This is a genomic window from Billgrantia sp. C5P2, assembly GCF_051062895.2.
The window spans coordinates 4432855-4452830 of record NZ_CM128542.1; the positions used below are offsets into that span (position 1 = coordinate 4432855).

Annotated in this window: 14 protein-coding genes, 2 tRNA genes and 3 rRNA genes; 6 read left to right on the forward strand and 13 right to left on the reverse strand. The window is 62.1% G+C overall.

Annotation, left to right across the window (positions count from 1 at the left end; genetic code table 11):
• Positions 1-9: 9 nt before the first annotated feature.
• The 5 genes from mnmH to ACRWQA_RS20670 all read right to left on the reverse strand — a co-directional run bounded on the left by mnmH (position 10) and on the right by ACRWQA_RS20670 (position 5167).
• Entirely contained in the window at positions 10-1131 is a 1122-nt protein-coding gene (gene mnmH / locus ACRWQA_RS20650; protein WP_263581589.1) for a tRNA 2-selenouridine(34) synthase MnmH, read from the reverse strand.
• A complete protein-coding gene (gene selD / locus ACRWQA_RS20655) occupies positions 1128-2165 on the reverse strand; it encodes a selenide, water dikinase SelD (protein WP_263581590.1) in 1038 nt (345 codons plus the stop codon). The genes mnmH and selD overlap by 4 nt, the downstream gene beginning before the upstream one ends.
• Positions 2166-2218: 53 nt before the next feature.
• Complete coding sequence (gene radA, locus ACRWQA_RS20660; RefSeq protein ID WP_434232361.1) at positions 2219-3595, reverse strand: DNA repair protein RadA; 1377 nt, start codon at positions 3593-3595, stop codon at positions 2219-2221.
• A gap of 108 nt (positions 3596-3703) precedes the next feature.
• On the reverse strand, positions 3704-4153 hold the full coding sequence (locus ACRWQA_RS20665; protein ID WP_263581592.1) for a copper resistance protein NlpE: 450 nt from the start codon (positions 4151-4153) through the stop codon (positions 3704-3706).
• Positions 4154-4270: 117 nt separating this feature from the next.
• On the reverse strand, positions 4271-5167 hold the full coding sequence (locus ACRWQA_RS20670) for an AEC family transporter (protein WP_263581593.1): 897 nt from the start codon (positions 5165-5167) through the stop codon (positions 4271-4273).
• Between the two features lie 116 nt (positions 5168-5283).
• Between ACRWQA_RS20670 and hisC the strand changes: the two genes are divergently transcribed.
• Both hisC and gloA2 read left to right on the forward strand, forming a co-directional pair.
• Positions 5284-6339 carry a histidinol-phosphate transaminase gene (gene hisC / locus ACRWQA_RS20675; RefSeq protein WP_434232364.1) on the forward strand — a complete coding sequence of 352 codons (1056 nt, stop codon included), beginning with the start codon at positions 5284-5286 and terminating at the stop codon, positions 6337-6339.
• A 55-nt stretch (positions 6340-6394) separates the two neighbouring features.
• Entirely contained in the window at positions 6395-6799 is a 405-nt protein-coding gene (gene gloA2 / locus ACRWQA_RS20680) for an SMU1112c/YaeR family gloxylase I-like metalloprotein (protein WP_263581595.1), read from the forward strand.
• 51 nt (positions 6800-6850) lie between these two features.
• Here the strand turns inward: gloA2 and rrf are convergent.
• The 6 genes from rrf to tyrS all read right to left on the reverse strand — a co-directional run bounded on the left by rrf (position 6851) and on the right by tyrS (position 14148).
• Positions 6851-6966: ribosomal RNA gene (rrf, locus tag ACRWQA_RS20685) — 5S ribosomal RNA — on the reverse strand.
• Between the two features lie 104 nt (positions 6967-7070).
• Positions 7071-9960, reverse strand: a 23S ribosomal RNA gene (locus tag ACRWQA_RS20690).
• A 199-nt stretch (positions 9961-10159) separates the two neighbouring features.
• A tRNA-Ala gene (locus tag ACRWQA_RS20695) sits at positions 10160-10235 on the reverse strand.
• Positions 10236-10352: 117 nt separating this feature from the next.
• Positions 10353-10429, reverse strand: a tRNA-Ile gene (locus ACRWQA_RS20700).
• 199 nt (positions 10430-10628) lie between these two features.
• Positions 10629-12168 (reverse strand): 16S ribosomal RNA (locus ACRWQA_RS20705).
• Together the 16S, 23S and 5S rRNA genes with 2 tRNA genes alongside form the textbook arrangement of a ribosomal RNA operon.
• A 780-nt stretch (positions 12169-12948) precedes the next feature.
• Positions 12949-14148 (reverse strand): tyrosine--tRNA ligase, encoded by a 1200-nt coding sequence (gene tyrS, locus ACRWQA_RS20710; RefSeq protein ID WP_263581596.1) that lies wholly within the window; start codon positions 14146-14148, stop codon positions 12949-12951.
• Positions 14149-14261: 113 nt separating this feature from the next.
• Here tyrS and ACRWQA_RS20715 point away from each other — a divergent pair, with 113 nt between their 5' ends.
• Complete coding sequence (locus tag ACRWQA_RS20715) at positions 14262-15392, forward strand: anhydro-N-acetylmuramic acid kinase (protein ID WP_434231499.1); 1131 nt, start codon at positions 14262-14264, stop codon at positions 15390-15392.
• Between the two features lie 42 nt (positions 15393-15434).
• Here ACRWQA_RS20715 and ACRWQA_RS20720 read toward each other — a convergent pair whose 3' ends face one another.
• Complete coding sequence (locus ACRWQA_RS20720) at positions 15435-16577, reverse strand: PilT/PilU family type 4a pilus ATPase (RefSeq protein ID WP_263581598.1); 1143 nt, start codon at positions 16575-16577, stop codon at positions 15435-15437.
• 31 nt (positions 16578-16608) lie between these two features.
• Complete coding sequence (locus ACRWQA_RS20725) at positions 16609-17643, reverse strand: type IV pilus twitching motility protein PilT (protein WP_263581599.1); 1035 nt, start codon at positions 17641-17643, stop codon at positions 16609-16611.
• Between the two features lie 78 nt (positions 17644-17721).
• Between ACRWQA_RS20725 and ACRWQA_RS20730 the strand changes: the two genes are divergently transcribed.
• From ACRWQA_RS20730 to ACRWQA_RS20740, 3 genes are read left to right on the forward strand one after another with little or no spacing between them, the layout of a single operon-like run.
• Positions 17722-18432 (forward strand): YggS family pyridoxal phosphate-dependent enzyme, encoded by a 711-nt coding sequence (locus ACRWQA_RS20730; protein WP_263581600.1) that lies wholly within the window; start codon positions 17722-17724, stop codon positions 18430-18432.
• Between the two features lie 59 nt (positions 18433-18491).
• Positions 18492-19316 (forward strand): pyrroline-5-carboxylate reductase, encoded by an 825-nt coding sequence (proC, locus tag ACRWQA_RS20735; protein WP_434231504.1) that lies wholly within the window; start codon positions 18492-18494, stop codon positions 19314-19316.
• Between the two features lie 55 nt (positions 19317-19371).
• Positions 19372-19962 (forward strand): YggT family protein, encoded by a 591-nt coding sequence (locus ACRWQA_RS20740; protein ID WP_263581602.1) that lies wholly within the window; start codon positions 19372-19374, stop codon positions 19960-19962.
• The last annotated feature ends 14 nt before the right edge of the window (positions 19963-19976 follow it).

Consider the following 19976-nt stretch of genomic DNA (forward strand, 5'->3'; position numbering starts at 1 on the left):
ATAGAAGCTTCAAGCCGGCAAAGGCTGCTCGGCAGACTGCCGTGCCGCCTCGGCCGACCACTCTCGAGCCGCGGCCAGGCAGCTGTCCCAGTCGCCGATGTGCAGGAAGCGTCCCGGGTCGCGCTTCTCCAACTGATAGCGATACATGGGGTCGTAGTATTCGGTGAGCAGCGGTGCCAGCCATGCCTCATGGGCCTGACGGTTGCCGCGCTCGTGCTCTCGGAAAGCGAGCTGCTGCAGCCGCTGGAGGCGTGCCAGACGTGCACGGCCCAGGCGCTTTTTCAGTCTCACCAGCGCACTCGAGAGCTGCTTGCGCATCAGCGCCCAGCCCAGCCACTCGCCGAACTGATGACGATAGATCGCCCACAGGTCATCTATGTAATCCTTATGAATCTGAGCCAGGCGCCAGTCGAGGGGCATCTCCACCCGGATTCGAGGAGCGCGCTCCATCGACCGCCAGAAGGCGAGCGGCACATTGGCCGCACCGATATGGCGCGACTCGTCCTCCACCACCAGCGGGCCAGGGAGCTCCAGCAGGCGCAGTCCCATGGCGTGCTCGAAGTCGATCTGGCTCGGCGCCGGCAGAGGGTGTCGACCAAAGGCCGAACCCTTGTGCCGGGCGCAGCCCTCGAGATCCAAACCATTGGGCAGTGCCTGAATCAGCGCCGTCTTGGCGCAGCCGGTAAGGCCGCCGACCACCAGCAACGGCTGCTCGGCCGCCGCGTCGATACGCTGGCACAGCGCCTGGCGCATCGCCTTCCAGCCGCCACGGATGCGTGGCCGCGCCATACCACTCTCGGCCAGCCACTGCTGGGCGATCTGCGAGCGCAACCCGCCGCGATAGCAATAAATCACGGCGTCTGGATGTGTCTCGACCATGCGTCGCCAGGCATCGATCCGTATCGCACGAATGCCGCCACTGACCAGCCGCTGGCCCAGCTCGATAGCCGCCTGCTGACCGTGATGCTTGTACTCGATGCCCACCAGACGACGCTCCTCATCGTCCATCAGCGGCAAGTTGATCGCCCCGGGCAGGCCGCCCTGGGCAAATTCCACCGGCGCCCGCACGTCAATCAGCGCACACCCCTCGCGCAGCAGGGAGAGGTCGGGCTCGATCAGGGGCAGGTTCACCCGCGCACCTCGATCACCGCCTGCCCCTCGGCCTTGATCACCTCGCCGAACGGCGCCAGTTCGATGCCGTGCTCACGACCGATGCGCTCGACATCGTCTTGCCAGGAAGGGTGCACCGAGAGCAGCAGGCCACCGGAGGTCTGCGGATCGCACAACCATTGCCAGTGCGGCTCGTCCATGTCCTTGAGCGCCGCGCCAAGCGCGTTGCGGTTGCGATGGGTCCCACCGGGCACCGCGCCACGGCGGCGATAGGCCTCGGCTTCGGCAAGCCGCGGTAGGCGCCGGAAGTCGATGCGTGCCGCCACTCCGCTGGCCTGGCACACCTCTGCGAGGTGACCCGCCAAGCCGAAGCCGGTAACGTCGGTCATGGCGTTCACGCCCTTTACCTTGGCCAGCGCCATGCCGATCTGGTTGGGCTTCAGCATGGTCTCGCGGGCCAGGTTCTGATGGCCGGACTCGAGCAGCCCCTTCTTCTCTGCGGTGGTCAAGAAGCCCACACCCAGCGGCTTGGTCAGGAACAGCAGGTCGCCCACCTGGGCACCCTTGTTGAGTTTCAAATGTTCAAGATCGACCAGGCCGTTGACCGCCAGGCCGAAGATCGGCTCCGGCGCATCGATGGAATGTCCGCCGGCCAGCGCCAGACCCAGCTCGCGGCACACGCCCTGGGCGCCCGCTACCACGTCGCCGGCGATCTCCGGCCCCAACTTGTCCAGCGGCCAACCGAGAATGCCCAACGCCAGTACCGGCTTGCCGCCCATGGCATAGACGTCACTGATGGCATTGGTGGCGGCGATGCGGCCGAAGTCGAAGGGATCGTCGACGATGGGCATGAAAAAATCTGTAGTGGCGATCATCCCGCGACCGTCACCCAGGTCATACACCGCTGCATCCTCGCGGCCCTGGTTGCCCACGATCAGACGCGAATGGGTTGCCCCCGGCCCGGCTTTGGCCAGGATACTATCGAGTACGTCAGGGGCAATCTTGCAGCCACATCCGGCCCCATGGCTGTATTGAGTCAGGCGAATCGCGCTCATGTCGTTCTCCTTGGCAATCGTATCGTCATTCTACCGCAGTGGAGGTCCTTTCCTCACAGCGCCTCGAGGGCATCGGCCAGCTTGTCCACGGCGACGACCTCCATGCCGTCGGGGGCACGCTTCGGCGCATTGGCCCGCGGCACGATGGCCCGGGTGAAACCATGCTTGGCTGCCTCGACGATACGCTCCTGGCCGCTGGGCACGGGGCGGATCTCACCGGAAAGGCCCACCTCGCCGAAAACCACCAGTTCCCGTGGCAAAGGACGGTTCTGAAGACTCGACACCACCGCCAGCAGCACGGCCAGGTCGGCACTGGTCTCGAGCACCTTGACGCCTCCAACGACGTTGAGGAACACATCCTGGTCGCCGGTGAACAGCCCGCCGTGGCGGTGCAGCACCGCCAACAGCATGGCAAGGCGATTCTGGTCGAGGCCCACCGCAACCCGCCGCGGATTGCCCAGCGCAGACTCGTCGAGTAGCGCCTGCACTTCCACCAGCAGCGGACGCGTGCCCTCCCATACCACCATCACCAGGCTACCCGACGCCTGCTCCTCGCTGCGGGAGAGGAAAATGGCGCTGGGATTCTTCACCTCTTTCAAGCCGTGTTCGAGCATGGCAAACACGCCCAGCTCGTTGACCGCACCAAAGCGGTTCTTCTGGCCGCGCAGGGTACGGAAGCGCGAGTCGGCGCCACCCTCGAGCAGCAGCGAAGCATCAATCATGTGTTCAAGTACCTTGGGGCCGGCCAGGGAGCCGTCCTTGGTCACGTGGCCCACCAGCAACAGCACGGTATCGGACTGTTTGGCGAAGCGCGTCAGCACTGCGGCGGACTCACGCACCTGGGCCACGCCGCCAGGGGCCGAGGAGATGTCCTCCAGGTGCATGGTCTGGATCGAGTCGATGACCAGTATCTCGGGGCGTTCGCGCTCGGCTACCGCCAATATCGTCTCGACGCTGGTCTCGGCCAGCATCTTGAGGCCCTGGGTGGGCAGCTGCAGCCGGTGCGCCCGCATTGCCACCTGCGAGAGCGACTCCTCGCCGGTGACGTACAGCACCTTGCGCGTCTGGGCCAGCTTGCAGGCGGTCTGCAGCAACAGGGTCGACTTGCCGGCACCGGGATGGCCCCCCAGCAGCACCGCCGAACCCGGCACCAGGCCGCCACCCAGCACGCGATCGAACTCGCCGAAGGTAGAGGAAAGGCGAGGCACCGCGGTGAGATCGACGCTGCCAAGATCCACCACGTCCTTCGACAGGCTGCCGGCATAGCCGGAACGGCCGGCGCCACTCGCAGGCGCAGCGCCCGGGCGGGGCGTACCCAGCCGCACCTCGCTCAAGGTGTTCCACTCCAGGCAACTTGAGCACTGCCCCTGCCACTTGCCAAACTCCGCCCCGCACTCGGTACAGACGAAGGCACTCTTCGCTTTGGCCATGCTGGCCTCTCTTCGGCTTCTGTATGGGCCTCATTCTAACAGGCCCTGTCGATGGCCAGACGCACGAAGGCGGCCCGAAGGCCGCCTTCACCACTGCCTTGCAAGTTCTTACTGGCGCTGCAGCTGCAGAGCTTCGTTGTTCTGGAACCGACGACGCTGAGGATCGATCAATTCCAGGGTCTGCTCGTCGACGCGCAGGAAGTAGTAGATCTGCCCCTCCCCATCAGGCGTCAGCTCGTACACAGTGGCATCGGGGTCGACGGCGGTACCGCTGAGTACCTCCCAGTTGCCCGCATACTCTTCATCCGGCGGTTCCTGAGGGTGCTCTTGATAGCTGGCACGCAGGTCGAAGGTTCGCTCCTCGAGCGATGCCTGCTCGTCACCGCGCAGTGTCACGTTCAGATCGATACCCGCGCAGTTGCGGCAGGGTAGCGTGCCTTGATAAACGACTTCGGCACCGTCCATTGCCGTGTCGGCACGGTCATCAGCCGGGCCGGCCGCACAACCAGCCAGAAAGGCCAGCATGGCCGAGCCAGCCAGCAGGGTCCTTACTTGCATTTGCTCACTCCTAACCTATGGGTTTGTCACCATGTACCATATTTCAGCGTATGCCACAGCATAACCCCTTAGAGCGCCGGCAGACAGCCCGACTGTTCTTGCCTGCTATCGCCGCCCTTACGCCAGCCCCGGATAGACGCGCGTGAATACCAGAGCCAGCACCACGGGCATCACGATCAAGCTGCCCAGGTTGCCGATCAGCACCAAGGAGGCCACCTTGTGAGGCTCCTGTCGATACTGCTCGGCTACCAGGTAGTTGAGCACGGCGGGAGGCAGCGCGGCAAATACCCATAGCGCCGCCGCCTGCAACCCCGTCAGGTCGAGCCACAGGATCATCGGCACAGCCAGGAGGAGGCCAGAGAGGGGGCACAGCACCGCGCCGAGCAGGCCGGTCTTCCAGTCGCCGAAATCGATGTCGAGCATGCGTACCCCGAGCGCAAACAGCATCAGCGGGATGCACACCCCACCCAGCATGTGCAGTGCCTCGAGCAGCCACCCGGGCAGCGGCACACCGCCCAGGTTGACGCCCAGACCCGCCAGGCTGGCCAGCACGATCGGCATGCGCAGCAGCCGCCACAGCGGCGTATGCGGACTCAACATGTAGAGCCCCACCGAAAAGTGCAGCAGCATCTCGACGATGAACACCACCACCGCGGCGGGCAGAGCCGCCTCCCCGAAAGCCAATACCAGCAGCGGTATGCCCATGTTGCCGGAATTGTTGAACATCATTGGGGGCAGGAAGGTCTTGGGATCGAGCTTGAGTAGCTTGACCAGCGGCCACAGCACCACGCCGGAACCCAGCACCACGACGGCAGCCCCTAGTGCCAGGCCGGCATACTCCGCCAACGGTGCCTGTCGATCCGCGAGCACGGCGAACACCAACATGGGCACGAAGATCTCCATGTTCAGGGTATTCAGGCTGCGAATGTCCGGCGTGCGAAAACGGCCATACAGGGTGCCGCAGCCGGCGATCAGGAAAACCGGCAGCAGCGTGGCAATGATCTGGGCGGTCATGAACGAGTTCCGATATTCACGCGAAAGCGCCTAGGCTAGCACGCCGCCGGCTTGCGCGGTCAGCCCGCACCGGTCAACATGGCCTAAAGTCCTGTCGCTGCGAGAAACGAGACCCCATGAGCCAGTTCTGGAGCCCGGCGGTACGCGAGCTGACGCCCTACGTACCGGGAGAGCAGCCGCGCGAGAAGCTGATCAAGCTGAACACCAACGAAAACCCCTACCCGCCGGCCCCCGGCGTCGAAGCGGTGCTGCGGGAATTTCCCGTCGATCACCTGCGCCTCTATCCCGATCCGCAATCCCTTGCGCTGCGTGAGGCGCTCGCCCGAGAGCATGGCGTCGAGGCAGGGCAGGTCTTCGTAGGCAACGGCTCCGACGAGGTGTTGGCGCTGGCCTTTCAGGCCTTCTTCTGCCACGATCGCCCGCTCGAGATGCCGGATATCACCTACAGCTTCTATCCGGTCTATTGCAAGCTGTACGACATCGAGCGGCGCAGCCTTCCCCTCGACAGCAAATGGCAGGTCGACCTCGATGCCTTTACCAGCGACAGCGGCGGTGCCATCTTCGCCAACCCCAATGCGCCAACGGCACATGGCCACTCTCGCCGTGCCATAGCCAGCCTGCTCGAACGTCTGACTGATCAGGTCGTGCTGGTCGACGAGGCCTATGTCGACTTCGGCGGTGAGAGCGCCGTGCCGCTGATCGAACGTTTCCCCAATCTGCTGGTGACCGGCACCTTTTCTAAATCGCGCAGCCTGGCCGGCCTGCGCCTGGGCTATGCCATCGGCTCCCGCGAGTTGATCGAGGGCCTGGAGCGGGTCAAGGACTCCTTCAACTCCTACCCCATCGACAGCCTGGCCAGTGCGCTCGCCATCGCCTCGCTGGCGGACCAGGAGCATTTCGACGCCTGCCGAGAGCGCGTCATCACCACCCGTGAGCGTACCGCCAAGCGGCTTGGCGATCTCGGCTTCGACGTGCTGCCCTCCCAGGCCAACTTCATCCTGGTCAGACACGCCGAGCACGATGCCGCCCAACTCTTCGTCGGCCTGCGTGAACGGGGCATCCTGGTGCGCCACTTCAATACCGAGGCGCTGCGTGATTTCCTGCGCATCTCGATCGGCACAGACGATGAGATGGACAGCCTGATCGAAGCCTTCGAACTGCTCTGCCATTGATGAGCCATCCCCGAGGGCGCCGCGAGGCGCCCATATCGTTCCGGAGACTCACGCCATGCGTACCGCGCACCTTCCCTTGGCAGGCATTCATCATGTCGCCCTGATTACCGCCGATTACCCTCGTGCCAAGCATTTCTATCTCGACGTACTGGGCGCCGAGGTGCTCAACGAGAGCTACCGCGCCGAGCGTGACAGCCACAAGCTGGACCTGAGGCTGCCCGGCGGCATCCAGCTCGAACTCTTCTCCTTTCCTTCGCCCCCGGCACGTCAGAGTTATCCTGAAGCCTGCGGCCTTCGTCACCTCGCCCTGGCAACACCAGACCTGGATGGCTGTGTGAGGATGCTCGAAGCGCGCGGCGTCCAATCCGAGCGCATCCGAATCGACGCCATCACCGGCGCCCGCTTCACCTTCCTAAACGATCCCGACGGCACCCCCATCGAGCTTTACGAAGTGAACTGACAGGCAAAGAAAAACCCCGAGCTCTTTCGAACTCGGGGTTTTGGGATAGATGCCTGACGATGACCTACTCTCGCATGGGGAGGCCCCACACTACCATCGGCGCTGAGCGGTTTCACTGCTGAGTTCGGCATGGGATCAGGTGGTTCCCACTCGCTATGGTCGTCAGGCGAAAACGGTTGGAATCATGCTGGCGTGATCGTCTCGGCACGGCGCTCGCCGTGCCTGCGTATCCGTCAATCGTGTGCGCAATGCGCAGACCCCTTGGGGTTATATGGTCAAGCCTCACGGGCCATTAGTACCGGTTAGCTCAACGCCTTGCAGCGCTTCCACACCCGGCCTATCAACCAGCTGGTCTCGCTGGGCCCTTCAGGAGGCTCGAGGCCTCGGGGATGTCTCATCTTGAAGGGGGCTTCCCGCTTAGATGCCTTCAGCGGTTATCCCGTCCGCACGTAGCTACCCGGCAATGCCACTGGCGTGACAACCGGAACACCAGAGGTGCGTCCACTCCGGTCCTCTCGTACTAGGAGCAGCTCTTCTCAAACATCCAACGCCCACGGCAGATAGGGACCGAACTGTCTCACGACGTTCTAAACCCAGCTCGCGTACCACTTTAAATGGCGAACAGCCATACCCTTGGGACCGACTTCAGCCCCAGGATGTGATGAGCCGACATCGAGGTGCCAAACACCGCCGTCGATGTGAACTCTTGGGCGGTATCAGCCTGTTATCCCCGGAGTACCTTTTATCCGTTGAGCGATGGCCCTTCCATACAGAACCACCGGATCACTAGAACCTACTTTCGTACCTGCTCGACGTGTCTGTCTCGCAGTCAAGCACCCTTATGCTCTTGCACTCAATGCACGATTTCCGACCGTGCTGAGGGTACCTTCGTGCTCCTCCGTTACTCTTTGGGAGGAGACCGCCCCAGTCAAACTACCCACCACACACTGTCCTCGATCCGGATCACGGACCTGAGTTAGAACGCCAATGATGCCAGGCTGGTATTTCAAGGTTGGCTCCACCCGAACTGGCGTCCGGGGTTCCTAGCCTCCCAGCTATCCTACACAAGCAACATCAGCGTCCAGTGTGAAGCTATAGTAAAGGTTCACGGGGTCTTTCCGTCTAGCCGCGGGTACACAGCATCTTCACTGCGATTTCAATTTCACTGAGTCTCGGGTGGAGACAGCGTGGCCATCATTACGCCATTCGTGCAGGTCGGAACTTACCCGACAAGGAATTTCGCTACCTTAGGACCGTTATAGTTACGGCCGCCGTTTACCGGGGCTTCGATCAAGAGCTTCGCCCGAGGGCTAACACCATCACTTAACCTTCCGGCACCGGGCAGGCGTCACACCCTATACGTCCGCTTGCGCGTTTGCAGAGTGCTGTGTTTTTAATAAACAGTTGCAGCCACCTGGTATCTTCGACCGGTTCGAGCTCCAGCAGCAAGTGCCTTCACCCTACGCCGGCGTGCCTTCTCCCGAAGTTACGGCACCATTTTGCCTAGTTCCTTCACCCGAGTTCTCTCAAGCGCCTTGGTATTCTCTACCTGACCACCTGTGTCGGTTTGGGGTACGGTCCCACTGTATCTGAAGCTTAGAGGCTTTTCCTGGAAGCGTGGCATCGATGACTTCCTGACCGTGGTCAGTTCGTCTCGCCTCTCGGCCTTGGGGATCCGGATTTGCCTGAATCCCCAGCCTACGGGCTTTCACCAGGACAACCAACGCCTGGCTCACCTAGCCTTCTTCGTCCCCCCATCGCAATACAGTGAGGTACGGGAATATTGACCCGTTTCCCATCGACTACGCCTTTCGGCCTCGCCTTAGGGGCCGACTCACTCTGCTCCGATTAGCGTCGAACAGAAACCCTTGGTCTTCCGGCGGGGGAGTTTTTCACTCCCCTTGTCGTTACTCATGTCAGCATTCGCACTCGTGATACCTCCAGCAGACTTCTCAATCCACCTTCATCGGCTTACACGACGCTCCTCTACCGCTTGCCATTCGGCAAGCCCGTAGCTTCGGTACCTGGTTTAGCCCCGTTACATCTTCCGCGCAGGCCGACTCGACTAGTGAGCTATTACGCTTTCTTTAAAGGATGGCTGCTTCTAAGCCAACCTCCTAGCTGTCTGAGCCTTCCCACATCGTTTCCCACTTAACCAGGATTTCGGGACCTTAGCTGACGGTCTGGGTTGTTTCCCTTTTCACGACGGACGTTAGCACCCGCCGTGTGTCTCCCACGCTTGCACTCACCGGTATTCGGAGTTTGCCTCGGGTTGGTAAGCCGGGATGGCCCCCTAGCCGAAACAGTGCTCTACCCCCGGTGGTGATACGTGAGGCGCTACCTAAATAGCTTTCGAGGAGAACCAGCTATCTCCGGGCTTGATTAGCCTTTCACTCCGATCCACAAGTCATCCAAATCTTTTTCAACAGATCCTGGTTCGGTCCTCCAGTTGATGTTACTCAACCTTCAACCTGCTCATGGATAGATCGCCCGGTTTCGGGTCTATTTCCAGCGACTGGTCGCCCAGTTAAGACTCGCTTTCGCTACGCCTCCCCTATTCGGTTAAGCTCGCCACTGAAAATAAGTCGCTGACCCATTATACAAAAGGTACGCGGTCACATGACTTGCATGCTCCCACTGCTTGTACGCATACGGTTTCAGGATCTATTTCACTCCCCTCGCCGGGGTTCTTTTCGCCTTTCCCTCACGGTACTGGTTCACTATCGGTCAGCCAGGAGTATTTAGCCTTGGAGGATGGTCCCCCCATGTTCAGTCAAGGTTTCACGTGCCCCGACCTACTCGATTTCACATGCTCAGGTTTTCGGCTACGGGACTATCACCCGCTATGGTCGAGCTTCCCAGCTCGTTCGCCTAACCAGTCACATGCTTAAGGGCTAGTCCCCGTTCGCTCGCCGCTACTGGGGGAATCTCGGTTGATTTCTTTTCCTCGGGGTACTTAGATGTTTCAGTTCCCCCGGTTCGCCTCCCAACACCTATGGATTCAGTGTGGGATACCCAGCTTGTGCTGGGTGGGTTTCCCCATTCGGAAATGCCCGGGTCACAGGTTGTTTGCCACCTCACCGAGCCTTATCGCAGGCTACAACGTCCTTCATCGCCTCTGGCTGCCAAGGCATCCACCGTATGCGCTTAATCGCTTGACCATATAACCCGAAAGGGTCTGGTCCGCGATTACGTACGACAATTGCCGGATACGCTTGAGACGTATCACTTTTGCTTTCTCCTTGCGGAGAAAACGTGTCAGCATGATTCACATTGTTAAAGAGCAGACTGTTCAGAGAACAGTGGGAAGTCTGACGACTTGCCGCTGGTCTCTGCAGATGAAGACTGGCTTGGAGAAGATGGTGGAGCCAAGCGGGATCGAACCGCTGACCTCCTGCGTGCAAGGCAGGCGCTCTCCCAGCTGAGCTATGGCCCCACTGATTCCGACCTTCCCTCAGGGGACGGTTCGGTTAATTTTATTCAGGTCAAGGCATTTCGTGCCGACGCATAGCCTGCTATGCGAGTCACGAAATAACGCAGGACTGGATAAAATTGGTGGGTCTGGGCAGATTTGAACTGCCGACCTCACCCTTATCAGGGGTGCGCTCTAACCAACTGAGCTACAGACCCGGCACTGTACCGTTGCAAGCTTGCTGGCGATCTGCTGGCCGACCTCACCCTGCTTTCCATTTAAGGTCAGGGGGTGCGCTCCAACCAACCGAGCGACAGACCCGGCTAACAACCACTGGGTCATCGACCCAAACAGTCTTTGCTCTGGCCGATCAGGTAATTCATTGTGGGCACTTGCCGCGAGGCGTGATACGTCGTTTAAGGAGGTGATCCAGCCGCAGGTTCCCCTACGGCTACCTTGTTACGACTTCACCCCAGTCATGAACCACACCGTGGTGATCGCCCTCCCGAAGGTTAGGCTAACCACTTCTGGTGCAGTCCACTCCCATGGTGTGACGGGCGGTGTGTACAAGGCCCGGGAACGTATTCACCGTGACATTCTGATTCACGATTACTAGCGATTCCGACTTCACGGAGTCGAGTTGCAGACTCCGATCCGGACTGAGACCGGCTTTCTGGGATTAGCTTGCCCTCGCGAGCTCGCAACCCTTTGTACCGACCATTGTAGCACGTGTGTAGCCCTACCCGTAAGGGCCATGATGACTTGACGTCGTCCCCACCTTCCTCCGGTTTGTCACCGGCAGTCTCCCTAGAGTTCCCGACCGAATCGCTGGCAAATAGGGACAAGGGTTGCGCTCGTTACGGGACTTAACCCAACATTTCACAACACGAGCTGACGACAGCCATGCAGCACCTGTCACTCGGTTCCCGAAGGCACTCCGCCGTCTCCGGCAGATTCCGAGGATGTCAAGGGTAGGTAAGGTTCTTCGCGTTGCATCGAATTAAACCACATGCTCCACCGCTTGTGCGGGCCCCCGTCAATTCATTTGAGTTTTAACCTTGCGGCCGTACTCCCCAGGCGGTCGACTTATCGCGTTAACTGCGCCACAAAGTCCGCGAAGGACCCAACGGCTAGTCGACATCGTTTACGGCGTGGACTACCAGGGTATCTAATCCTGTTTGCTACCCACGCTTTCGCACCTCAGTGTCAGTGTCAGTCCAGAAGGCCGCCTTCGCCACTGGTATTCCTCCCGATCTCTACGCATTTCACCGCTACACCGGGAATTCTACCTTCCTCTCCTGCACTCTAGCCTGACAGTTCCGGATGCCGTTCCCAGGTTGAGCCCGGGGCTTTCACAACCGGCTTATCAAGCCACCTACGCGCGCTTTACGCCCAGTAATTCCGATTAACGCTCGCACCCTCCGTATTACCGCGGCTGCTGGCACGGAGTTAGCCGGTGCTTCTTCTGTGGGTGATGTCCTTCCTCCCGGGTATTGGCCGGAAGGCTTTCTTCCCCACTGAAAGTGCTTTACAACCCGAGGGCCTTCTTCACACACGCGGCATGGCTGGATCAGGCTTGCGCCCATTGTCCAATATTCCCCACTGCTGCCTCCCGTAGGAGTTCGGGCCGTGTCTCAGTCCCGATGTGGCTGATCATCCTCTCAGACCAGCTACGGATCGTCGCCTTGGTGAGCCATTACCTCACCAACCAGCTAATCCGACATAGGCTCATCCGATAGCGCAAGGCCCGAAGGTCCCCTGCTTTCTCCCGTAGGACGTATGCGGTATTAGCCTGGGTTTCCCCAGGTTATCCCCCACTACCGGGCAGATTCCTATGCATTACTCACCCGTCCGCCGCTCGCCACCAGGAAGCAAGCTTCCCGTGCTGCCGCTCGACTTGCATGTGTTAGGCCTGCCGCCAGCGTTCAATCTGAGCCATGATCAAACTCTTCAGTTTCAAATCATTGCGGTTCTTACTCATCCCTTCCCGAAGAAAAGGACAAAAGCGAACCAAACTTGGCTCAAGGTCAAAGCTTCTCAAAAAGACCCGAAGGCCTTCGACGAGTCGCTTGCCTCGATATGGTGTGACTTCTCACCACCTCGTCGACAAGCGCCCACATGAATTACCTGATCGATTGTTAAAGAGCGGCTCCAAACCCTCTTCAAAACACAACATGAAGAGTGGAGCGTCTCGCTTGCTGCCGTGGCCGTTCGATCCAAGGACCGTGGGGCCTCGCCAGCGCCCTGCGAGGAAGGCGTATTCTACCGATTCGACCGAGCTTGTCAACTCGCTTCATGGTCGTCACCGAGGTGAACCTGACCGTGAAGCCCTGCGTCGCAGGGGTCGTGAGAGCCCTCAGCGAGGCCTCTCATGAGTGGGCGCATTCTACCGAATCCGCCGTGGGCGTCAAGCGGGAATTTTGCGAAGCGATTCGAAAAACCCAAAGCGTGACAGCCACTTACCACTCTCTCCACCGCTGGCAACGTTGCTCGTTGCCGGCAGCGGATGCGTACTTTACGGTTTTCCCCGCGCCCCTGCAAGGGCCGTTTGTAAAAAAGTTTCAGGAACAGGACAGGGCGATGACAAGATGAAGACGGCGAACTGTCCACAGGCGCTCGCGCCCAAGGGCCTGTGGATGAAACGACGCTGCCGCCAGAGACGACAACGCCCGCACAGGGCGGGCGTTGGCAGAGCAACTGACTTGTCATCAGTTGCTCCGGGAAGCGGCGGAATGGCTCAGCGCAGCGTCACCCTGGCGTAGCGTTTCTTGCCCGCCTGGATCACGTAGCTCTTGCCGGTATCGAGCATGAGATCCTTGGCGACCACTTCGCCGTCGACCTTGACCCGGCCGTTGCCGAGCATGTCCTTGGCCTGGGCGCTGTTGTTGGCCAGGCCAGCCCGGTTGAGCACCGCGGCGATCGGCGCCTGGGCGCTGCCTTCGAAGTCGACCTCCACCTCGGGCAGGTCCTCTGGCAGCTCGCCCTCGGCCAGGCGGTTGCCGGCCGACTTGTGAGCGCTGGCCGCAGCCTCTTTGCCGTGGTAGCGCCCGATCAGCTCACGCGCCAGGACCATCTTGATATCACGAGGGTTAGCCCCAGCCTCGACGTCGCGCTTGAGCGATTCGAGCTCTTCGTTCGACTTCAGCGAGAGCAGTTCGAAATAGCGCCACATGAGACTGTCGGGCATCGACACGAGCTTGTTGAACATTGAGCCCGGCGCCTCGTCGACGCCGACGTAGTTGCCCAGCGACTTCGACATCTTCTGTACGCCGTCGAGGCCCTCGAGCAGCGGCATGGTGATGACCACCTGAGGCTCCATGCCGAAGTGCTTCTGAATCTCGCGTCCCATCAGCAGGTTGAACTTCTGATCGGTGCCGCCCATCTCGATGTCGGCTTCGAGGGCCACGGAGTCGTAGCCCTGCACCAGCGGGTAGAGAAACTCGTGGATGGAGATCGGTTGGCCCGACTTGTAGCGCTTGTCGAAGTCGTCGCGCTCGAGCATGCGCGCCACGGTGCTCTGGGCCGCCAGCTCGATCATCTTGGCCGCGGTGAGTTCGCCGAACCATTCGGAGTTGAAACGCACCTCGGTCTTGTCGGGATCGAGGATCTTGAAGACCTGTTCCTTGTAGGTCTGGGCGTTGGCACGCACCTCATCCTCGGTGAGCGGCTTGCGGGTCACGTTCTTGCCGGTGGGGTCGCCGATACGCCCGGTGAAGTCGCCGATCAGGAAGATGATCTGGTGGCCGAGGTCCTGGAACTGACGCATCTTGGTCAGCAGGACGCTATGGCCGAGGTGAAGATCGGGAGCCGTTGGGTCAAAGCCCGCCTTGATGCGCAGCTTGCGGCCGGACTCGAGCTTCTTGACCAGCTCATCCTCCAGCAGGATCTCCTGGGTGCCTCGCTTCAGCAGCGCCAGCGCGCTTGCGACATCGCTCATTTTCTCCCACTCCAAAATACGTTGTTCGCCCATACGGGCAGGGGCCATTAAATGGGGCACGATGTTAGCATGACTTGAAACCCCGCGGGGCGACCACGTTTGGGAGAGAAAAGATGGCACTGTTGGTTGGCTTGATGTCCGGCACCAGCCTGGATGGTATCGATGCTGCCCTGGTCGAAATCGAGCCGTCGGGCCACCCCCGGCTGCTTGCCTCTCACGCCGAGCCGATGCCCGACACGCTGCGCGAGCGCTTGCTGGCGCTGTGTCAGGCCGAGCGGGTCGCCTTCGCCGAACTGGCCTGCGCCGAGGATGCCTTCAGCCGACTGCAGGCCGATGCCGTAACGCGGTTGCTGGCCTGCAGCGGCACGCCGGCAGAGCGGATCCATGCCATCGGCAGCCACGGCCAGACCATCGAGCATGCGCCCCGGGGGCACGCTGACGGGCCTGCCTATACGCTGCAGCTCGACAACCCCAGCCTGCTGGCCGAGCTAACCGGCTGCATGGTGGTGGCCGACTTTCGTCGCCGCGACCTGGCCGCCGGCGGTCAGGCCGCCCCCTTGGCTCCGGCCTTCCATGAGGCGCTGTTCCGCCGTGCGGGACAGTGGCAACTGGCACTCAACCTGGGCGGCTTCGCCAACCTGACGCTGCTGCCTCCAGCGGAAAGCGACGCCGAGGTCATCGGCTTCGATACCGGCCCGGCCAACGCCCTGCTCGATGCCTGGCATGCCCGCCACCGCGGCGGCCGCTTCGACGCCGACGGCGCTTGGGCCGCGTCAGGACGAGTGGACGAAACCCTGCTGGAGCGCCTGCTCGCCGAGCCCTTCTTTCACCGCCCGCCTCCGCGCAGCACCGGACGCGAGGAGTTCCATCTCGACTGGCTCGAAAACCATCTCACCGGGAAGGAGAGCCCCGTTGACGTTCAGGCCACCCTGGCGGAGCTGACCGCCACGAGCGTCGCCTTGGGTATCGAGATGGCGCGTGAGCTGGTCGGCGCACCGGTAGCCAGGGCACTGATCCCCTGCGGCGGCGGCGCGCACAACCTCGACCTGCTCAGCCGTCTGGCACGCCATCTGCCCGAGACCGCCCTCACACCCTGCAGCGACTGGGGCTGGCCCGCCGACTGGCTGGAAGCCGGCGCCTTCGCCTGGCTCGCCTGGCGCCGCCTGGAAGGGCTGCCCGGCAACCTGCCCAGCGTCACCGGCGCCGCCGGGCCGCGCGTCCTCGGCGGCGTCTATGCGCCCTAGAGCAGGACCCAAGCAAGCGCTGTAGCATGGATTCCGTGCTTCCTAGAAGTCGTCGTCGTCGCGCAGCGAGAACCGCTGCACGCCCTCCTGCGCCTTCGTCAGCACGTCGCTCTTCTCGTCGCCGTACTTGATCATCATGCGCAGCTCGTTGGCCGAGTCGGCGTGCACCATGGCTACCTCCTCGCTGATCTTGCCGGCCTTGTAGAGATCGAACAGCGCCTGATCGAAGGTCTGCATGCCCTGGTCGCGCGAGCGGGCCATGACGTTCTTGATCTCGCCTACGTCACCCTTGCGGATCAAGTCGGCGATCAGAGGTGTGCGCAAGAGGATCTCGATGACCGGGGTGCGCCCGCCGTCGCGGGTCGGCAGCAGTTGCTGGGCAACGATGGCATGCAGATTGAGCGACAGGTCGAGCCAGATCTGTTCATGTCGCTCGTGGGGGAAGAAGTGAATGATGCGGTCCAGCGCCTGGTTGGCGTTGTTGGCGTGAAGGGTCGCCAGGCACAGGTGGCCGGTTTCGGCGAAGGTCAGCGCATGCTCCATGGTCTCGCGGGTACGCACCTCGCCGATCAGGACCACATCCGGCGCCTGGCGCAGGGTATTCTTCAACGCCACCTCGAACGACTCGGTATCGATGCCCACCTCGCGCTGATTGATGATCGCCTTCTTGTGCGGATGCACGTATTCGATGGGATCTTCAACGCTGATGATATGCCCGCCCACGGTCTCGTTGCGCTGCTGGATCATCGACGCCAGGGTAGTCGACTTGCCGGTGCCGGTACCGCCCACTACGAACACCAACCCGCGTTTCATGTTGGCCAGCTCGCCCAGTTGCGGCGGCAGGGAGAGCTCCTCGAGGTGAGGTATCTCATAGGCAATGCGACGGATGACCATGGCCCACTGGTTGCGCTGCTGGAAGGCGCTGACCCGGAAACGCCCACGACCGGAAAGGCTTAGCGCGAAGTTGGCCTCGCGCTCCTGCAAGAAGCGTTCCTTGAGCCCCTCCGGCACGGCGGTATTGACCAGCTCACGCACCTGCTCCACCGAGAGCCGCTGATCGCCGAGCGCCGTGAGCTTGCCGGCAGTCTTGATCGTGGGTGGCGCCTGCACCGAGATCAGCAGGTCCGAGGCCTCCTGGCGGGCCATGATGTCGAGCAATTGCTCCAGCCATTCTTGTGCTTTCATCTCCCCGCTCCCTTGTCCGATGGCTTGGCGATCAACTGGTCAGCGCACTCTTGGCGCGGGCCTGGGCCTCGTCGCGATTGACCACGTTCTCGGCCACCAGCTTGGCCAGGGCGGCATCGAGGGTCTGCATGCCGATATTGCCGCCGGTCTGGATGGCCGAATAGATCTGCGCCACCTTGTCCTCACGGATGAGGTTGCGCACCGCCGCATTGGCGACAAGGATCTCGTGGGCCGCCACTCGCCCGCCGCTGCGGCGCTTGAGCAGTGTCTGGGAAATCACCGCCTGCAGCGACTCCGACAGCATCGAGCGCACCATGGCCTTCTCCTCGCCGGGGAAGACGTCGATGATACGGTCGATGGTCTTGGCCGCCGAGGTGGTATGCAGGGTGCCGAATACCAGATGGCCAGTCTCGGCGGCGGTGAGCGCCAGCCGGATGGTCTCGAGGTCGCGCATCTCGCCGACCAGGATCACATCCGGGTCCTCGCGCAAGGCGCTGCGCAGCGCCTGGGCGAAACCGTGGGTGTCACGATGCACCTCGCGCTGGTTGATCAGGCAGCGCTTGCTGCGATGCACGAACTCCACCGGATCCTCGATGGTGAGGATGTGGTCGTATCGATGATCGTTGATATAGTCGATCATGGCGGCCAGGGTCGTGCTCTTGCCCGAGCCGGTGGGGCCGGTGACCAGCACCAGGCCACGCGGCAGCAGTGCCAGGCGGCGGAAGACATCGCCCAGCTCCAGGTCCTCCATGGTGAGCACCTCGCTGGGGATGGTACGGAACACCGCGCCGGCCCCGCGGGCCTGGTTGAAGGCGTTGACCCGGAAACGCGCAACGCCGGGGACTTCGAAGGAGAAGTCGGTCTCGAAGAACTCCTCGTAGTCACGGCGCTGGCGGTCACCCATGATGTCGTAGATCAGCTTGCGGACTTCACGGTCCTCCATGGCCGGCACATTGAGACGGCGAATATCGCCATCGACACGAATCATCGGCGGCAAGCCGGCCGATAAATGCAGGTCGGAGGCGTTCTGCTTTGCCGAGAACGCCAGCAGTTCGGTAATATCCATGCGTTTCCCCTGCTCCCCGGTTAAGGTTCTTGCGAGTATGACAGACCTTGAGGACATGACGGACTTCATGTGGATGAGATGACGGATACCATGCTTTCCGAGTCGCTGGCCAGTGCTCGCGAGCGTCTGGCCGAGGCACTGACGGCGGCGGGCCGCCCTGTCGGGTCGGCAAGGCTGCTAGCGGTCAGCAAGACCAAGCCAGCCAGTCTGGTCCGCGAGGCCTGGGAGCTTGGCCAGCGGGAGTTCGGCGAGAACTACGTACAGGAAGCACTGGAGAAACAGGTCGAGCTGGCCGACCTCGACGGCATCGTCTGGCATTTCATCGGCCCGCTGCAAACCAACAAGACGCGCCCCGTGGCCGAGCACTTCGACTGGGTCCACAGCGTCGACCGCGAGAAGATCGCCCGGCGCTTGAGCGAACAGCGCCCCGAAGAGTTGGGGCCGCTGCAGGTCTGCCTGCAGGTCAACGTCAGCGACGAAGCCAGCAAGTCGGGCATCGCTTTCGACGAATTGGAGGGGCTGGCGGAGACGGTACTTGCATTGCCTCGCTTGCGCCTGCGCGGGTTGATGGCCATTCCGGCACCGGCCGAGGACATGGCGCGCCAGCGCGAACCCTTGGCGCGCTTGCGTCGGGCTCTGGAGGCGCTGCGTGAACGCTTTCCCGAGGCGCCACTGGATACCCTGTCGATGGGCATGAGCGACGATCTGGAAGCCGCCGTGCTCGAAGGTGCCACCCTGGTACGCCTCGGCACGGCCATCTTTGGCGCACGAGACACTTCGCGTCGCTAGACGGCGTACCCGCACCGGCCATAAGCCGGTTGCTCAATGACAGCATAAGGACAGATCGAATGGCCAGCAGAGTCACCTTCATTGGCGCCGGCAACATGGCCAGCGCCATCATTGGCGGAATGATCGACAATGGCCATCCGGCTACCGCCATCACCGCTACCTCGCCCAGCGACGATTTCCTCGCACCGCTTCGCGAACGCCTCGGCATTCACACCGATACCGACAACGCCGCGGCGGTAAGCGAGGCCGATATCGTCGTACTGGCCGTCAAGCCTCAGATCATGCGCGGGGTTTGCGAGGGGCTGCGCGATACCCTGCAGCGCCAGCGGCCGCTGGTCATTTCGGTGGCGGCCGGGCTCACTGCCGAGTCGCTGCAAGCCTGGATGGGCGGCGGCCTGCCGTTGGTACGCTGCATGCCCAATACGCCATCGCTGGTCGGCGCCGGCGCTGCTGGCCTGTTCGCCACGCCCGAGGTCAACGCCGCGCAGCGCGACCAGGCCACCGAGCTGCTCGAGGCCGTGGGGCTGGTCGAGTGGGTGGAAGAGGAGAGCTTGCTGGATGCGGTCACCGCCGTTTCGGGCAGCGCCCCTGCCTATTTCTTCCTGATGTTCGAGGCCATGGAAGAGGCCGGCGCCAAGCTCGGCTTGCCGGCCGAGACCGCGCGACGCCTGGCGATCCAGACGGCCTTGGGGGCAGCCCGCATGGCGCAGGGCAGCGAACTCACTCCGGATCGCCTCAAGCGCAACGTGATGTCGCCCGGTGGCACCACCGAGCGCGCCGTGGAACACCTCGAGCAGGCCGGCCTGCGGAGAATCCTGAGCGAGGCCATGGAGGCTTGTGCCGCCCGCGCCCGCGAGATGGCAGAAGAACTCGGCAAGCGTTAGCCTTTCAGGTCGCTCCGATATCGGAGCGGCCGTTCGACGATATGGAGGAGCCCATATGGGCCAATTGGGAAGTGCCGGCCTGCTGCTGGTCAACACCTTGATCAACATCTACCTGTTCCTGATGATGCTGCGCTTCCTGCTGCAGGCATCCCAGGCCGACTACTACAACCCCATGAGCCAATCGGTAGTGAAGATCACCCAGCCGGTGGTCAGGCCATTCCAGAGTTTTCTCGGCCCGGTGATGGGACGCTTCGACCTGGCCACCCTCGCCGCCGCTTTCGTGCTCAAGGCGGTCAGCATCGTCGCGATCCTGCAGATCGCCGGCATCGGCATGCCGCCGATTACCCAGGTGGCAATCGGCGCCGTGGCGGCCATTGCCAACGCCATTCTCAAGATCTACTTCTTCGCCCTGATCGTGATGATCATCCTGAGCTGGGTCGCCCCCAATGCCAGCCACCCCGGGGCGCTGCTGGTGATGCAACTGGTGGAACCGATCATGGCGCCGGTGCGCCGGGTCATACCGCCGCTGGGCATGATCGACCTGTCGCCGATCGTGGTCTTCATCGCCATCAGCATCATCGACGGGATGGTGGTCGGTGCACTGACGCGTGCGGCCGGTATCGCCGGCGCCCTGGTGGGCCTGTAAGGCACGGCTTGCCC

What these genes read in the sequence shown, in the direction of transcription:
- selD (WP_263581590.1), bottom strand. Translation starts at nt 2,165, where the DNA reads ATGAGCGCGATTCGCCTGACTCAATACAGCCATGGGGCCGGATGTGGC.
- radA (WP_434232361.1), bottom strand. Translation starts at nt 3,595, where the DNA reads ATGGCCAAAGCGAAGAGTGCCTTCGTCTGTACCGAGTGCGGGGCGGAG.
- ACRWQA_RS20665 (WP_263581592.1), bottom strand. Translation starts at nt 4,153, where the DNA reads ATGCAAGTAAGGACCCTGCTGGCTGGCTCGGCCATGCTGGCCTTTCTG.
- ACRWQA_RS20670 (WP_263581593.1), bottom strand. Translation starts at nt 5,167, where the DNA reads ATGACCGCCCAGATCATTGCCACGCTGCTGCCGGTTTTCCTGATCGCC.
- hisC (WP_434232364.1), top strand. Translation starts at nt 5,284, where the DNA reads ATGAGCCAGTTCTGGAGCCCGGCGGTACGCGAGCTGACGCCCTACGTA.
- gloA2 (WP_263581595.1), top strand. Translation starts at nt 6,395, where the DNA reads ATGCGTACCGCGCACCTTCCCTTGGCAGGCATTCATCATGTCGCCCTG.
- tyrS (WP_263581596.1), bottom strand. Translation starts at nt 14,148, where the DNA reads ATGAGCGATGTCGCAAGCGCGCTGGCGCTGCTGAAGCGAGGCACCCAG.
- ACRWQA_RS20715 (WP_434231499.1), top strand. Translation starts at nt 14,262, where the DNA reads ATGGCACTGTTGGTTGGCTTGATGTCCGGCACCAGCCTGGATGGTATC.
- ACRWQA_RS20720 (WP_263581598.1), bottom strand. Translation starts at nt 16,577, where the DNA reads ATGAAAGCACAAGAATGGCTGGAGCAATTGCTCGACATCATGGCCCGC.
- ACRWQA_RS20725 (WP_263581599.1), bottom strand. Translation starts at nt 17,643, where the DNA reads ATGGATATTACCGAACTGCTGGCGTTCTCGGCAAAGCAGAACGCCTCC.
- ACRWQA_RS20730 (WP_263581600.1), top strand. Translation starts at nt 17,722, where the DNA reads ATGACGGATACCATGCTTTCCGAGTCGCTGGCCAGTGCTCGCGAGCGT.
- proC (WP_434231504.1), top strand. Translation starts at nt 18,492, where the DNA reads ATGGCCAGCAGAGTCACCTTCATTGGCGCCGGCAACATGGCCAGCGCC.
- ACRWQA_RS20740 (WP_263581602.1), top strand. Translation starts at nt 19,372, where the DNA reads ATGGGCCAATTGGGAAGTGCCGGCCTGCTGCTGGTCAACACCTTGATC.